The sequence below is a fragment of the Marinomonas pontica genome (assembly GCF_036322735.1).
Classification (GTDB): Bacteria; Pseudomonadota; Gammaproteobacteria; order Pseudomonadales; family Marinomonadaceae; genus Marinomonas; species Marinomonas pontica.
The window spans coordinates 1,402,431-1,419,290 of record NZ_AP027271.1 but is presented as its reverse complement, the minus strand read 5'-3'; the positions used below and the strand labels follow the sequence as shown (position 1 = coordinate 1,419,290).

Annotated in this window: 14 protein-coding genes; 12 read left to right on the top strand and 2 right to left on the bottom strand. The window is 43.9% G+C overall.

Annotation, left to right across the window (positions count from 1 at the left end; genetic code table 11):
* The first annotated feature begins 81 nt into the window (after positions 1-81).
* From AABA11_RS06610 to AABA11_RS06560, 11 genes are all read left to right on the top strand, one after another.
* Positions 82-450: a DUF2750 domain-containing protein gene (locus AABA11_RS06610; RefSeq protein WP_265729301.1), complete on the top strand. Its 369-nt coding sequence runs from the start codon at positions 82-84 to the stop codon at positions 448-450.
* 30 nt (positions 451-480) lie between these two features.
* Positions 481-987 (top strand): DUF2946 family protein, encoded by a 507-nt coding sequence (locus AABA11_RS06605; RefSeq protein ID WP_338266423.1) that lies wholly within the window; start codon positions 481-483, stop codon positions 985-987.
* A 147-nt stretch (positions 988-1,134) separates the two neighbouring features.
* Positions 1,135-2,529, top strand: coding sequence for a PepSY-associated TM helix domain-containing protein (locus AABA11_RS06600; protein WP_338266421.1), 1,395 nt, complete (start codon positions 1,135-1,137; stop codon positions 2,527-2,529).
* A 198-nt stretch (positions 2,530-2,727) separates the two neighbouring features.
* Entirely contained in the window at positions 2,728-3,696 is a 969-nt protein-coding gene (locus AABA11_RS06595) for a class I SAM-dependent methyltransferase (RefSeq protein WP_338266419.1), read from the top strand.
* Positions 3,689-3,859: a hypothetical protein gene (locus AABA11_RS06590; RefSeq protein WP_265729298.1), complete on the top strand. Its 171-nt coding sequence runs from the start codon at positions 3,689-3,691 to the stop codon at positions 3,857-3,859. Before AABA11_RS06595 ends, AABA11_RS06590 begins: the two co-directional genes overlap by 8 nt.
* A gap of 234 nt (positions 3,860-4,093) precedes the next feature.
* Positions 4,094-6,058, top strand: coding sequence for an LTA synthase family protein (locus AABA11_RS06585; protein ID WP_338266414.1), 1,965 nt, complete (start codon positions 4,094-4,096; stop codon positions 6,056-6,058).
* Between the two features lie 322 nt (positions 6,059-6,380).
* Positions 6,381-7,895 (top strand): alanine/glycine:cation symporter family protein, encoded by a 1,515-nt coding sequence (locus AABA11_RS06580; RefSeq protein ID WP_265729296.1) that lies wholly within the window; start codon positions 6,381-6,383, stop codon positions 7,893-7,895.
* Between the two features lie 245 nt (positions 7,896-8,140).
* Entirely contained in the window at positions 8,141-8,902 is a 762-nt protein-coding gene (locus tag AABA11_RS06575; RefSeq protein ID WP_338266411.1) for an EAL domain-containing protein, read from the top strand.
* 133 nt (positions 8,903-9,035) lie between these two features.
* Entirely contained in the window at positions 9,036-10,232 is a 1,197-nt protein-coding gene (locus tag AABA11_RS06570; RefSeq protein WP_338266409.1) for a DEAD/DEAH box helicase, read from the top strand.
* Positions 10,233-10,449: 217 nt separating this feature from the next.
* Complete coding sequence (locus AABA11_RS06565; RefSeq protein ID WP_265729293.1) at positions 10,450-11,382, top strand: M23 family metallopeptidase; 933 nt, start codon at positions 10,450-10,452, stop codon at positions 11,380-11,382.
* Positions 11,304-11,756 (top strand): bactofilin family protein, encoded by a 453-nt coding sequence (locus AABA11_RS06560; RefSeq protein ID WP_338266407.1) that lies wholly within the window; start codon positions 11,304-11,306, stop codon positions 11,754-11,756. The genes AABA11_RS06565 and AABA11_RS06560 overlap by 79 nt, the downstream gene beginning before the upstream one ends.
* Positions 11,757-11,899: 143 nt before the next feature.
* On the opposite strand, the gene AABA11_RS06555 is transcribed toward AABA11_RS06560, so the two are convergent.
* Entirely contained in the window at positions 11,900-12,874 is a 975-nt protein-coding gene (locus AABA11_RS06555) for an IS5 family transposase (RefSeq protein WP_338269637.1), read from the bottom strand.
* A gap of 99 nt (positions 12,875-12,973) precedes the next feature.
* Complete coding sequence (locus AABA11_RS06550) at positions 12,974-15,181, bottom strand: sensor domain-containing diguanylate cyclase (RefSeq protein ID WP_338266405.1); 2,208 nt, start codon at positions 15,179-15,181, stop codon at positions 12,974-12,976.
* A gap of 324 nt (positions 15,182-15,505) precedes the next feature.
* On the opposite strand from AABA11_RS06550, the gene AABA11_RS06545 reads away from it, so the two are divergent.
* Positions 15,506-16,774 carry a hypothetical protein gene (locus AABA11_RS06545; RefSeq protein ID WP_265729290.1) on the top strand — a complete coding sequence of 423 codons (1,269 nt, stop codon included), beginning with the start codon at positions 15,506-15,508 and terminating at the stop codon, positions 16,772-16,774.
* The last annotated feature ends 86 nt before the right edge of the window (positions 16,775-16,860 follow it).

Below are 16,860 nucleotides of genomic sequence, written 5' to 3'. Positions count from 1 at the left end.
TAAAGCGGAACGGAATAGGTCATTCCTTTTAATCAATGTGATAAGATCGCGTTTTTTATCTTACCGAACTGAGCCAAACCAATGTCTAGCCCTATCCTTCTTGATGATACTTTTTACCGTTTGCCTAGCAGTGAACGTTACGACCACGTGTTAAACCTTGTTAAAAAAGGCGCGTCTATCTGGACACTGGCTGACGCTGAAGGTTGTTTGATAATCGACCTGGGCAGCGACAAAGTATTGCCTATTTGGCCAGCAGAAGCATTAGCAGCGGCATGGGGCAAGAAAGATTATCAAGGATTTAATAGCTTAGAAATCAATGCTGTTGATTGGGCCGAAAAATGGCTTCCAGGCATGCAAAACGATGGTTTCTCTGTGGGCGTTGCTCCTAACCTTGCTGGCGAATGCATTGTCTCTTCTGCTGAAGAACACGCTGCTGACTTACAAAGCTAAACCCAATTTTTTAGTGAAGATACGCACGCCTTGCTCCTGACACTCTGTAGCCCAAAACCAAAAAGATTCAGAAGCAGACACGCTCACTTTGCGGCGTGCGTTTCCTTTTTTGCTGTTTTTCTTATTTATTTTGGGCCTCTGTTCTCTCAAGTAAGCAATGCGCTTTCATCCCAGCCAAGCACTATGTCGATGCAAATATCGATGGCTGGCATGACAAGCGAAAGCATGACAATGAGCAATCATGACCATGCAAACATGCTTTCCGAGCAGGCAAACCGTAAATCGGCTAACTCTGCACATGGCAGCCACCATCAACACCAAGGACATCAAGGGCACGGCGAAAGCGCCAATCTCTTGGAGGCCTGCGGCTATTGCTCACTGCTCTTTCATTTAAACTGGATCGATACCAAAACCTTCGAACTCATTCCCCTGACTCAGGATCGTTACCCAAACATGGTAACGACGACCATTTCGCACAAATACCATGTGCCCCTCACCTCCATTCTCCCCAGAGCACCACCTACCATCGCGCTCTAACTCATAGAAACCATGATAAAAATTGACACAAAACAATCTGATTCATACATGAACAGATGTATTTGTGTGCGCCATACCTAATGATAGAAAAGTGAGTTTTTACTCAGAGGCGTTGCTTTGCCCTTTTCTATAAGACGAGAAAGTATTATGTCGACAAAATCGAATAACAAAGCATCTGAATCATCTTCAAATGCCATACTACTATTAATGACACGACTGCATTTCTATATTGGCCTTTTCATTGGCCCGTTCATCTTTGTAGCAGCACTCACGGGAACCCTCTATGTGATTACGCCACAACTTGAAAACGCCATTTATAAAGATGTGCTAACAACGCAAAGTGTGGGCGAAAACCAGCCTCTATCAAACCAGATAGCCGCTGCAAAATCGCAACTAACAAGTGATCTTACCTTGTTTGCTGTTCGTCCGGCCCCAGAACAAGGCGACACCACAAGAGTGATGTTTCTTGACCAAGATGCGCAGCTAACAGGCGCAAGAGCCATATTTGTTGATCCTGTCACACTTGACGTCAAAGGCAACTTACCTGTTTATGGTACGAGCGGTGTGTTGCCTCTTAGAACCACCATCGACTTTATGCATCGCCAGCTCCTTTTAGGAGAAGTTGGGCGTTACTACAGTGAACTGGCAGCCTCTTGGTTGTGGATTGCAGCACTCGGTGGACTTTTCTTATGGTACAAAGGGGGCAAGAAAAACAAAGCAGAGTTTGCCAATAAAACAGAACATCTGCGTAAGCGTCGCCGCCACTATCAAGTCGGCCTCTGTCTTTTTGTTGGTCTGATCTTTGTCTCTATCACGGGACTAACTTGGTCAAAATGGGCGGGCAGCAATATTGGCACACTGCGATCTAATATCGGTTGGGTTACTCCTTCGGTCGATAGAAATCTTCATACCGCTTCCCATAACACAATGGTATCTGCTGAGCATGCCGATCATTTAGATCATGCCAATCACCATGATATGGCTGCGATGAAGCCACCAGCAGAAAAATTTGAAAACATTGATCTTCTATTTGATGGCGTTGTAAAAGCCGCTAGAGACGCCGGCATTGATGCAAACAAAATAGAAATAAAACCCTCTACCACTAACGATAAAGCTTGGTTTGTTCGTGAAATTGATCGCTCTTGGCCAACTCAAGTCGATAGTGTCGCTGTTGATGCGAGCACAATGACCGTTACCAGCCGTGCCGATTTCGCTACTTTCCCACTTGTTGCTAAGTTAATTCGCTGGGGCATTGATGCCCATATGGGGATTTTGTTTGGCGTTGTTAACCAAATAATATTGACTGCGTTTGGTCTGTCTTTGTGCTTCATGATTATTTGGGGCTACCGAATGTGGTGGATCCGCCGCCCACAGGCTGGGTCAACATCAAAACCCTTATTACAGGCTTGGGGAAGATTGTCTGGAATACAAAAAACAATCATCCTACTCATCGCCGCTGCACTGAGCATTAGCCTGCCCGTAATGGGCGTGAGTCTTATCGTCTTTTTGCTGATAGATGCGTATCGCTGGAAGCGTCAATAAAACAAGCTAGACGCCGGTTTACCAGTCATGACTGACAAACCGGCGTCATTCTTACGCTTTCCTTCAGTGCCCCCCTTACCTTTTGACTCTGCGTCTTTCAAACTCTATTAAACCATCATCAACGCCTCATTCCTCTGGCCTCTGGTTCTGTTATCAGTAAAATATGCCCCTACTTCACTATCGCAAAAACACAAATTTATGAACCCTCAAGCACTCGCAATGCTCACCGAACACGTTTTCACCCAGCTAGCCCAAAAACCACAAGGGGCACGGCGCCTGTTTCACGGTCGGGGTCGATGCTTTTCTGGACTCGAACAAGTCACAGTCGATTGGTTAGAAGGCCAAATATTGGTATGTCTTTTTAAAGAGCCCACTTCTGACGAATTAAATAAATTACATAACGAATTTATTAATTGGACTCATTCCAACGAATGGCGCGCCTGTAACGCTAAATCGCTGTTACTTCAGCACAGAAGTCGCGAAAGAAGCCCTACTGAATGCATTTGGGGGGAATATCAAGAACATCAGGTTGTGGATGAAGAGGGTCTCTTATTCCAACTTGATCTTGGAAAAAATCAAAACTCTGGGCTTTTTCTAGACATGCGTCATGGGCGTCGTTGGGTGAAGGAACACAGCCACGGCAAACGCGTACTAAACCTCTTTGCCTACACCTGTGGTTTTTCCGTGGCTGCCATTTCAGGCGGAGCCGATTTTGTCATTAACCTAGACATGGCAAAAGCCGTTCTAAGCCGAGGAAGAGACAATCACCGCCTAAACCAACATGATCTACATAACATCAAATTTTTTGCGCATGACATATTCAAATCGTGGGGAAAAATTAAAAAGTATGGCGAGTACGACCTTATCATCATAGACCCACCCACTTTTCAGCGCGGCAGCTTCGCATTAACCAAAGACTATCAAAAAATACTACGACGCTTGCCAGAGCTATTGACCGAGCACGGCGAAGTACTTGCGTGTGTTAATGACCCAACCATCCCGTCACAATTTCTTATCAACGGTATGAAAGAAGAAGCTCCAACGCTTACCTACCAATATCGACTGGATAACCCAGCAGAATTCATGGATATAGATATAGAAAGCGGCCTAAAGGCACTCATATTCAAAAAACAACCGAACACGATACAAGGAGAAGACCATGTCTAAAACAACTCTTACTTTTGAATACGAAAAAGAAACCAAGAACAGCGTACGCTATCAGGAAGTGCCTGAAGCGGGAAAAGCGCCTATCATGGGAACACTGTATGTACAAAAATGGTACGCTGGAAACACCAAAACTCTGGAAGTCACCATAGAAAAGAAAGATTAACCCTCACCATTTCCCCAATTGGCTTGTCTTTACTCAATCTGCCTGCAAAGCATGCAATCCGTAGAGCGAGCCATTTTTTAGTGGAAGTAATGACACTTTTCTCTAAACCAAATTCATTATTAATAGTCAAGACAGTGAGATAGAGCATCATAACAATGTGAAAAAAATGTCGTTTACTCTTTTTATACTGTCCCCCCTCTAAATTAGACCATATCACTAATTTAGAGACCGACTATGAAAAAAGTAAAAGAGTTGATCACGCGCCAGCTCTCACCCATTAAACCGTATCTGTTTTTCTTTGCTCTGACACTGACATGCTTAACGATCAGTCGACTGCTGTTAATGGTTTGGAAACATGACCGAATTGACAGCTTATCAGACTGGCTGACGTTACTAGGGTATGGCTTACGCATTGATATCTCATCAATTTCCTTCATTATTGGTATACCCGCTGTCATTAGTTTGCTGATCTCTGGCATACCTTATCTAAATCGCACTTGGGACATCTTGACGCGTCTTTGGCTAACCAGCGCCTTTGTCTTATTCATTTTTATGGAAGCATCAACACCGGCTTTTATTGAAGAATACAGTTTAAGACCCAATCGCCTTTTTGTAGAATATTTAATATACCCAAAAGAAGTCTTTTCCATGTTGATGGAAGGGCACAAAGTCACCCTCCTTCTCACATCCTTAATCACTACTATTACGGTCATCTTGGCTTACAAGGCCTTTCGTGGATTCACTTTACTCAGTAAGCCACAACCTAAATGGTTTGAACGCCCTGTTTTAATAGTCATTGTTTTTGGCTTGGTATTTATAGGCGCTCGCTCTAGCTTACAACACCGTGCCATAAACCCAAGTTATACGGCATTCACGAATGACCCACTGGTTAACAGTTTGACACTTAACTCAACCTATTCACTTTTGTATGCGGTTAGCCAAATGGCGGATGAAGTCAGCTCCTTTGAGCTTTATCCTAAAATGAAACAAGACAAGGTGCTTGCTGAAATTCACAACGCCATGGGAATGGATCCATCGCAATTTGTGTCCGACCAATTTCCTACACTTCACAAACACACCGCCTCTCGACATTATGATCGCTCTAAAAATCTGGTGATTATTCTAGAAGAGAGTTTAGGAGCGCAATTTATTGGTAGTTTAGGTGGACTGCCATTAAGCCCAGAATACGACAAATTAGCGCCTCAAGGCTGGGCATTTAATAACCTTTATGCAACAGGAACCCGTTCAGTGCGAGGCATAGAGGCCGTTGTAACGGGTTTTGTCCCAACTCCAGCGCGCAGCACGGTTAAACTCCCCAATTCGCAAACAGGTTTCTTTACAATCGCAAAACTTTTAGGGCAACACGGTTACGACACCAATTTTATTTACGGTGGCGGGGCTCACTTCGACAATATGAAAACTTTTTTCCTTGGCAATGGTTTCGACGCCATCATTGAAGAGAAGGATTTTACCAACCCAGAGTTTGTTGGCTCTTGGGGAGTCAGTGATGAAGACCTTTTCACGAAAGCCAACCAAGATTTTGTGAGTAAATCAAAAACAGGCAAACCCTTTTTTAGTTTGGTTTTCAGCTCTTCAAATCACGATCCATATGAGTTTCCAGACAACAAAATAGAGCAATATAACACACCAAAAAATACCCGTGAAAATGCGGTGAAATATGCAGACCACGCCATTGGCCACTTTTTCAAATTGGCGAAACAAGAAGAATATTGGAAAGACACGGTGTTCTTAGTGGTTGCCGACCATGATGCACGCACCACGCGGTCTGATTTGGTGCCGATTCCAAGCTTCCACATACCCGCACTGATCTTAGGTGACAGCATTCAACCGAAACAAGACAATCGCATTGCCAGTCAAATCGATTTAGCACCGACACTCCTTTCATTAATAGGCGTCGATTCGATCCACCCCATGATTGGGCAAGATATGACAAAAGTCGGTGACGATTACATCGGAAGAGCCATCATGCAATTCAACGAAAACCAGGCTTACATGAAAGGGGATCAAGTCGTGATACTGCAACCCAAGAAGCAACCCAAAACATTCACGTTTGACAATGCGACATTAACACCTAGTGATAAGGTCGAAAGTCGCCTAATCGATCAAGCCATTGCGCATCCGCTGTTGGGTACTTGGCTATACAACGAGAAAAAATACGACGTATTGAAAACCAATTAACGTCTCTCGAGTCGGCTTACTCCTCGCTCAACTCAAGCATTATCGACACAGCTTGACCGCAAACATAAGGCCTTCAACCTTACAAAAACTAAGATTGAAGGCCTTTATCAATGAAACTAAGTTTTGCTGATGACTTTGAAATAGATCTCATTTCTTTTTCGTGGTAAATTCGCACCACTAAGGTGCATTTTTGTGGATATTTACCGTTTTACGTTAAATATCCACAAAAATACTCAACGGCTTTCCCCACAACCGCAGCACTTTAGTAATCAAGATAACAATTAATAAAGCTCTCAGAGCTATTCATAATCGAGGATTATCTATGCAAGCATTCATTGATTTCTTAAACGGAGTCATTTGGAGCCCTGCCTTAATTTACCTATGTTTAGGTGCAGGCTTGTTCTACTCAATACTTACACGCTTTGCTCAAGTTCGCCATTTTAAAGAAATGTGCTCTCTTTTGCTCAATTCTAATGATTCAGATAAAGGCATTTCTTCTTTCCAAGCACTGGCTGTTTCATTGTCTGGCCGAGTGGGCACAGGCAACATCGCAGGGGTTGCGGCGGCCATTGGTTTTGGTGGTCCTGGCGCGGTATTTTGGATGTGGGTTGTGGCTTTCTTAGGCGCAAGCACAGCGTATGCAGAATCCACCCTAGGTCAACTTTATAAAGTGAGTGAAAACGGTCAATACCGCGGTGGCCCAGCGTACTACTTCGAACGCTGTCTAGGCTGGCGTTGGTTAGGCGTATTATTCGCGCTATCTTCTATCATTGCTTGTGGCGTTTTCCTACCTGGCATTCAAGCAAACTCTGTAGGTAATGCGGTTACACAAATCTTCGGTGAAGGCGTTATTGTATCTAGTTCATTTGGTGACGTTGGCTCGACTAAATTAGTCGCTTTAGCGGTTATCTTGGTTGTCTTGGCATTCATCATTTTTGGTGGCATCAAACGCATCGCGAACTTCACTCAAATCATCGTGCCATTTATGGCGCTTGGTTACATTGTGATGGCACTGATCGTTGTCTTCTTAAACCTAGACAAAGTACCTGGCATTTTTCACCTAATCTTCACGGATGCATTTACCGCTCAGGCGGGTTTTGGTGCCGCCATTGGTTGGGGTGTAAAACGTGGCGTTTACTCTAACGAAGCCGGTCAAGGCACTGGACCTCATGCCGCTGCTGCCGCAGAAGTTCAACACCCTGCACAACAAGGTCTTGTACAAGCTTTCTCTGTTTACGTTGATACACTATTTATCTGTACCGCGACGGCGTTGATGATTTTGATCACGCAACAATACAACGTACAAGGTACTTTGGCGGACGGTCAATTCATCGTACAAAACGTTGATCCTTCAACTATCATTGCGTCTCCTGCCTTTACTCAAATGGCACTGGCTAGCGTGTTTGGCAGTTCAGGTCCAATTTTTGTTGGTATTGCTTTGTTCTTCTTCGCCTTTACGACTATTTTGGCGTATTACTACATCGCTGAAACCAACGTAGCTTATTTGCGTCGTGCGTTGAATATCAACGTGTCACTAACCTTCGTAAAACTGCTTATCATGTTTATGGTGGCTTACGGTACGGTTAACACCGCAGGTTACATCTGGAACCTAGGTGATGTGGGTGTGGGCTTAATGGCATGGCTAAACATCGTTGGTATTATTACCATCTTCTTCATGGCAAAACCCACCATGAAGGCCCTGCGCGATTATGAAGATCAAAAAGCCGCGGGTGTAAAAGAGTACACATTTAACCCGAAAGCACTTGGCATCAAAGGCGCTGAGTTCTGGGAAAAACGTTACGACAAACAACAAGCTGAAAAAGCCGCTGATAAATAGTTCACTCTATTTAAAGCAGCATGCTTTGATATCAAAAAGGATCGGCTCGCATTAGCGGCTGATCCTTTTTTATTGCTTACAAAAACGGAAAAACGCACATTTTTAAGGATTATCACATCGATGGTGCTGGAAAATTCGCATTAACCACCCTATTGTTTGATAATAGACGAAATTAGTGTCGTAAAGCCCTGTTCGTAGTGTGTGCGACCTTGCTTTAACTCAATAGTATTTAACGAGAGTGTCATATGCATCAAAAGGACTTTCGAAAGCTGGGCTGCGCAGAATGTTCAACAGGATGCGATTTAGATTTCGATTTTACCATGGCGTTTCAGCCAATCATTAACAGCCATAACAAAACAGTGTTCGCCCAAGAAGCGCTGGTGCGAGGCTTAAACCAAGAAAGTGCTTTTCAGGTTTTTCAAAACGTCAATGATACCAATCGCTATCGTTTTGATCAGAGTTGTCGCGTAAAAGCCATTAAGCTGGCGGCAGAACTGGGCATTCATAAACACAGTTTTCTTAGCATCAACTTTTTACCAAACGCGGTATACAAACCAGAGCTTTGCATTCGAACCACACTCAATGCCGCTGAAGAATACCAATTCCCGAAAGAAAAAATCATTTTCGAGTTCACCGAAAATGAGCAAATTTCAGACAGCAAACATCTAGAATCGATCATCCAGCACTATCAACAACAAGGCTTTTTAACCGCTACCGACGACTTTGGTTCAGGGTTTAATGGCCTAGGCCAGTTAGCAGAGCTAAAAACCGACATCACAAAAATAGACATCGCGCTGATTAAAAATATCGACCAAGACAAAAAACGCCAGATTATTGTACGTAATCTGGTCAATCTATTTAATGAACTTAACATGATTATTGTGGCAGAAGGTGTCGAAACAAAAGCCGAATACCATGCTTTACAAGACATGGGGATTCATCTTTTCCAAGGTTACTATTTTGCTCGACCAAGCTTTGAATCACTGGCGGAAGTAAATTGGGATTGAATCTAAATAGTAGCGTATTTTTACGCAGGACACGTTGGGCTTTCCAGACTCTCCAACTGCGATAAACCGCTCAATTTACGCTATACTCCACACTCTTTTCGACACCCCTTACGACAATCTGTCAGAGCACTTTATGCCATTTGCAAAACTAGGATTATCCAGCCCTCTTGTTCAAGCGATTACGGAACTGGGTTACAAAACCCCTACACCAATACAAAAACAAGCAATTCCCGTCGTCCTTTCAGGTAAAGACCTCATCGCCACCGCACAAACGGGCACAGGTAAAACGGCTGCGTTTGTTCTGCCATTACTAGAACGATTCACTAAAGCAGGAAACCTTCGTGGCAAACGCATTCGAGTATTGATTCTTGTGCCGACACGAGAGTTAGCGGTTCAAGTTGAATCCAGTGTTGCTCAATACGCTAAGCACACAAAGTTAACGTCTATGGCCGTTTATGGCGGTGTCGATACTGAAGCGCAAAAAGAACGACTGATCGAAGGTGTTGATATTCTGGTTGCGACGCCGGGCAGGTTGCTCGACTTGGCGCATCAGCGTGCGCTGCATTTTGATGAGCTGAAAGTCATGGTATTAGACGAAGCGGACAGAATGGTCGACATGGGCTTTGTTGACGACATCAATAAGATCATGGATCGCTTACCTGAAAACCGTCAAAACTTATTGTTTTCAGCCACCATGACAGACGATGTTCGCGCCCTTGCTTATGACTTTTCAGACCGCAAGATGACCGACCTAGCGGCTGAAATTTCTATTTCTCCTAACATGCGTGCTGCTGCCAATATCAAACAATGGTTAATTACTGTCGATAAAGACACCAAGTCGGCTTTGTTGAGCCATTTAATCAACGAGCAAAAATGGGATCAGGCACTTATCTTTATCGAGAAAAAACACGGTGCTGCTAAACTCGTCGATCAGCTAGCCAAACGCGGCATCGTGGCGGACTGTATTCACGGCGATAGAAGCCAAGCCATGCGCGAAAAGATTTTGGCGCAATTTAAATCTGGCGAACTAAAATACCTCGTCGCAACCGGCGTTGCTGCTCGCGGTTTGGACATCGGTGAATTAAGCCGCGTGGTCAATTACGACTTGCCGTTCAAACCAGAAGAATACATCCATCGCATTGGCCGAACTGGTCGCGCTGGCGCCTCTGGAGAAGCCATATCCTTTGTTGCTATGGGGGATTTTAAAAACCTTTGCGCCATTGAAAGCCGATTAAAACAAATCATTGATCGCAAAGAAATAGCAGGCTTCCCCGTTCGAAAAGTCGTTCCGATTTCCATCTTAAACTATGTGCGCAAAAAAGATCGTTAAGCTTTTAACGATCGAAAAATTCGCTTCTTACATCCAGGCCCAATGGCTGAAATAAGCCGGCGGGCTCACACATACCGCCCCATTTATGGCCTGCTGTTTAGGTAAAATTACTTTATCCATTTTAAAATGGGCTTCCTGATATACAAAAGTTTACAAAGATAGATATTATGCTGTATATCTAACGAATGAATGATGATGTTGGTAAACAAGCAAAACGATGAAAGACAATATAACGGTCTCTATTTCTTCAGTAGATGGAACAAAACATTTTAGTTTCGGAAAACGTACACGTCATACATTCAAGTTTGTTAGCTACGTTATATTCCTTGGGGTTTTGGTCACGGCTGGAATCATTTATTACCTAGTAAACGACGCAGAACATTCAAAATTAAAGCTGCTTGAGCTGGAAAATAAATCCTCTTCTTTGAATAAAGAGATAGCCTCGCTCACCGCACTGAAGCAAAGCTTAGAGCAGGATCTATCCGAGCGCGAAGAACGGATGCTTGTTGTTTCCGATCGATTGAATGACTTAGAAAAAGTGTTAGGCATTGATGATCAGAACAGCATGGAAATTGAGTCACGTTTAGACACCGCAGCAATGAACTCATCATTGCGCATCGCTATGCTGACTCAAATACCCAGTGGGCCACCAGTAAAAAACGCGCGAACATCGTCTGGTTACGGTCAACGACAACACCCTGTCACCGGCAATATGAAATTTCATCGTGGACAGGACTTTGCCGTCAACACAGGAACGCCAATTTATGCGCCTGCCGACGGCACGGTAGAAGTGACCCGCCCAAGCAACCAAGGCTCAGGGAACTTTCTAAAACTATTACACGGTTATGGTTTTTCGAGTTCCTATTCACACCTCAGTAAGTTTGCGGTAAATAAAGGTGATTTTGTCAAAATGGGCGACTTAATCGGCTATTCTGGCAACAGTGGACTAACCTCAGGGCCACACCTGCATTATGAAATACGCTTCATAGGGCGAGCATTAGACCCAAAGCCCTTCATCAATTGGAACGTGGACAATTTTGAAACAATTTTCGACAGCGTAAGAGGCATACGATGGGAATCTTTGGTGGACAAAATAGAGTTAAGAGTCAGTCAGCAACTACAACTCTCATCGCAGAAGGTTGCACAATAAACGGAAAACTAAACGTCGCCAATCAGCTACAAATAGATGGCAATGTCGAAGGACAGATCGAAGTCAAAAGCCAAGTAAAAATAAGCGTATCGGGTAATGTCCTAGGTGAAATAATCACTGAGCGCCTAATCATCAACGGCGGTTTTGAAGGCATTGGTCGTGCAACCTATATCGAAATACTAAGTTGCGGTCGTGTCAGTGGCACCCTTTACAGCGACAATTTAAGTATCGAAGCGGGAGGTAAGTTTATGGGCGTCACTCATCCTTCCGACAATGTCGCTGAGCCCGACATCCACGACAAACTCAGCAGCCTAGACATTGAAGATTTGGAAACGGAAGAAGATCAGGTCGTCCTGATAAACAGCGACTCCTAAGGAACGTGCGATTAAGTCAGATTATTAGCACTAAGTCGCAGCTGGCCTGATTCGCTCTTTAATTTACTAAAAACCTCGGTTTTTAGTGTGTCTTATTCCCTAGTTGGAGGCTTAAAAGCTCCAACTACCACCATCAAGACGGATTAACCCCGTGCAGACCTTATCATCTGATCCACTCGCAGTATGTTTCCCAGTGCAAACAACACCGCGAGCTTGTTGTCATTTTTTGATAGACCTTTATAGACCACTTTGCGGAAGCCAAACTGGCACTTCAGTATCCGAAACGGGTGCTCTACTTTTGCTCTGATGCTCGCTTTTATGTACTCAGTATTGATGGGGATTTTATTAATACGGGGATGCTTTTTCCATTCCCGAACCTTGCTTGGCATCTCCGCAATCAACCACTCCAACGTCTTATCTTTTGTTTCCTCACGTTTTTCCACGCCACGGTAGCCCGAGTCAGCAGAGACAAACGTCTCATCGCCATGCATGAGCTCAGTGATTTGGTTTAGGTCGTGTTCATTGGCAGAAGTGGTGGTGAAACTATGCACCAAGCCACGTTTAGCATCGACTCCAATATGTGCTTTTAATCCGAAGAACCATTGGTTTCCCTTCTTAGTTTGGTGCATTTCTGGATCACGTGATTTGGCTTTATTTTTGGTCGAGCTAGCGGCTTCAATAATAGTCGCGTCAACGATGGTGCCTTCTTTGAAGTAAATACCTGAGTCTGATAGCCATTTATGGACTTCTTTAAATAGTTTTCGTCCAAGCTTATGCTTTTCCAGTAAGTGCCTGAAATTCATAATAGTTGTGTGATCAGGTATCGCACCTTCTAAGGATAACCCAGCAAAAAGCCGCATAGAGGTAATCTCATAAAGAGCGTCTTCCATTGCAGGGTCTCCCATGTTGTACCAGTTCTGCATAAAGTGAATGCGCAACATGGTAGACAAAGGATATGGGCGACGTCCATTACCTGCTTTTGGATAGAAGGGTTCAATTTGGGCTTCAAGCTGCTGCCAAGGAATCAATTCATCCATTCGACCAAGAAAGAGTTCTTTGCGAGTCTTGCGGCGTTTGCTGGTAAATTCGGTGTCGGCGAAGGAAAGCTGGTTCATGATCGGTAGGCGTCGTAGTTGTCTTAAGTCGGCGAGATTATCTCATGTTACCGACTTAATCGCATGTTCCCTAAGCACAGGCGTTTTAATCAGACCCATTCTTTAATTCAGTTTTGCCATACGAATACAGTTCCGGCCACTCTCTTTTGCTTCGTATAGCGCAAGATCTGCTTGCTGAAAGAGTTGCTGCGGGTCTTCTGTTAATTCTGGCCAGCTGGCAATACCAATTGAAATAGTCACGCTTTCCAACGTTTGCCCTTCGTAAAGTATCTGGGTATTCTCAACGGCTATTTTTAGCTCTTCAGCACGACGCAAGCAGTCACCGCCTCTGGCTCTTGGCATGATGACCACGAACTCTTCCCCACCTAAGCGACAGACAATATCCGCCTGACGAAAGAAACCACTCAGCAAACCGGCAAGGGCTTTTAACGCTTCATCTCCGGCCGGATGTCCGTATGTATCATTAAATTTTTTGAAGTGATCAATGTCACAAATAAGCAAGGACAATGGCTCTTTATTGCGCTCAGCTGAAGCGATTTCATACTCCATCACTTCTGAAAAAAATCGTCTGTTCTTCAAATTGGTGAGCATGTCTTCGTATGAAAAGCGTTGTAACTCTTCCCGTAACGCGATGTTAGCCAAAGTGATACTGATTTTTTCCACTGCCCTCTGCACCAGTTTCATAAAGCGTTCAACTGAATACCCATTTGGCTCATCCGTCACCCTGACTTGCAGTAAAGCAACATAGCTCACAACACCTTGCTGGTTTGCTATTTTAAAGGGAAAAACACCGTGTTCATCGTCAAACTGGACTTTCGTTACTTCAGTCTCACTGGGAACAAACATGGCCATGTCACGCCCCCAACATTGTACCTGTTGCCAACCATCGTCCTTAGCAATACTAAACACCCCAGAAAACGGTTGGCAAAGCTCAGCGATCGCATTTCCAATTTTTTCAATACCCACGTCTAATGTACGAGAGCTTTCAAGTGCCAAAATAATATCGCTGGCAAGCTCTAACTTAGTTTGTTGAAACAGCAAGCCTTCCGCTCGAGACTTTTCCTTGTCCGCAAGCTGGATCAGCTGCTCAGTCCTTATAACGACCTCTGATTCTAGAGAAGCATTTAATGTCGTCAAACGGCGCTGAGAGGATAAATAATGATTAAATGATAACCCGATAATCACAACCGAGAAAAAGATAGCGCCGTTAGACACTGGCACACTAATCCACGAAATCCAAGCGTGAGCGACCGCCATGTCTAGCAACATGACCGCACAAAAACCAAAATAGGCCAAGATCAGCACTTTTTGTTCCACACTAACGCGATGAAAAACAAACAAAACAGATACGATCAACATCAGCAACGTGATAATAAAGATACCATCAAAAACAGGGTATAACTGAGTCACCGTAACCACACCTAACAAGCTGCCCAGCCCAGCAACCACTAAGAAAACCAGATGAAATTTCCACAGCCATTGAAAATGTCGAACCTCTAAATCCGCTTTGGATAGCCATTCAGCCAACAGCATAAACATCGGAATGGGCAGTAGGAAATACGCATAAGCACCAATGTAGTCCCACATAAGCGGCTTATTCCAAATAAGTTTCGTCACAGGTGTGTCACCCAACATCAGCCCTGCGGCGGCCAAGGAGAAAAATCCTACACTCAGAAACTGCCAACGCTGAGCTCGAAATATAGCGAATACGCACGCCATCAACGCAATAAATATCGAGACACCAACCACAATAATCCCGGAGTACGACGATTTAACCACTTGGGATAAGACGTCCACTCGCTCACTGAGTTTTTGCTCACCCCAGAACCCGATACTGAAATAATCTGAATACACCCGAAAATAGAGTGTTTTTCCAGCGAAATCCTCAGGCAAAATAATCATATGCCAAGGCCAGCCTGCAAATTCGCCAGCCCCATGATGATCAAATTCACCATGCTGATAAATCTTCTTCCCATCAATGTACGCTTCGACCAATAAATCGATGCTAGACGCATAAAAAACAGGGTCTCTTAGCGGCACATCAGGCAAGGTCACACGAAACCAAATATTCTCAAACGCACCACGACCTTGAGGGTTAGCAGGATAGTCAATTGGCAACCATTCCACGTTACTGTTTTCTTGCGCCCATAATGGCACACCATTCGAATCAAATGGTGAATCGCCCCATGCGTATTCCCAGCCAGAGTCCAAAGCAACATCTTGAGCAAACAGCAATGAAGAGGATAAAACACCCAAAACAAGGCAAAATGCAGTGATTAAACTAAAAATAGAACGGCGCAATCTCTTCAAGATATGACTCAACTCTTACAAAATAAAGGAAATAATATGATTTTAATTAATCAAACACTCTAGCTTTTTTTGATGGTTTTTTAAAGTAATCCATTCAAATACACCACAAGAGATGATTCGCCCAACAATCCCACTTTAAAGCGGTTTAATGACAGGTTTATTATCTGCTCTGCAGCAGCGTGAAATATCCCCCATTTGTGTCCCTTTCACTTGCTCGCCGCTTCTAGATACCGCACTATTTAAAAACAATAAACACCCTAGAAACCACTGAATATCCCTTTCGAACAGATCTCGAATCTAGCAAGACACAAGGACAGACGAAAAATGATGTTATTAAAACAATATACAGGCTGGCTGGTTCTTAGCACATTATTGTTTTACTTATTATCCGTCACTCAGCTTATATCTGTATTACTTCCCACTTTACTTGCTTGGGGAGCTAATTTTGCAATGTGGCACACCTTGGCTGCCAGCGCGAAACGTCAAGTCTCTTGGCTAATGGTTATTGGCAGCGCTTCATTACTTTTTGCAGGTTCACAAGGCATATGGATGACTTGGCAACAAGTTTTTGCGGTGAATTTGCCCATGCTCGCGATGTTTGTCGCCGTATCTTTTTTAGATCTCACCAACTCAGTAGATAAAAAACGTCAATTACCTACAGGTTTTAGCGCCATACTCAACACAGCCCTAGGCGTACAAATATTGGGAGCCGTCATAAACTTATCGGTCATACTGGTGTTTGCAGACCGCATGAAAGCGGCCATCAAATTAACACCGGTACAACAATTCATCCTAACGCGCAATTTTTCTGCAGCAGCCTGGTGGTCGCCCTTTTTCGTCGCAACCGGTGTGGCGTTAATCTACGCCCCTGGTATGCAATGGCAGAAGACCCTTATTCCTGGTTTGGCTATGGGTTTAGTCGCTATCATTTTTTCTAGCATCGAGGCCTACCGACGGACGAAAGGCGAGTTTAATGGCTACCCAATCCAACGGGAGAGTCTTGTTATTCCCATATTTCTCGCTTCTTCCGTAATACTTTTTCATTTTATTTGGCCCAGCATCAGCATACTGGTTTTAATTTGCCTACTGGCACCCAGCGCCACTATTTTGCTCATGAAAACGGCCTCTCGAAAACAGAGTTTACTCCATTTTGTAAACCACAAACTCCCTCAAATAGGCAGCCAATTTGCTTTATTTTTAGCCGCTGGCATTTTTTCTAGTGGCATCAGTGCGATTATTTTGTGTTATCCAGCGGTTTTCAATTTAGACAGTTTTACCTTTAGTCCGTTGTTATTTTCATTTGTTCTAGCTGGCATGATTTTAGTCGGCATCATTGGCGTACATCCAGTGGTAAGCATCGCAATTGCTAGCCCAATGTTGTTACCGTTGAACCCTGACCCAACTCAATTGGGCTTTTTGTTTTTAAGTGCATGGGCTATTTCGGCTGGCAGCAGTGGGTTAACAGGTTTAGGGCTATTAATGACCAGTCGTTATGACATTCCCACGAAAACCATTGTTTCTAATAGCTTGCACTACGCGATTTTCATGTGGCTACTTTGCAGCGCCGTTAACTGGATAGGTTTAGGTGCATAATATGCTGATAAACATTTTACCTAAAATCTATATCGGTAGTTGAAAAGAAATTGGCTCATTTGAATGTCTATCACTATAGTAACAAT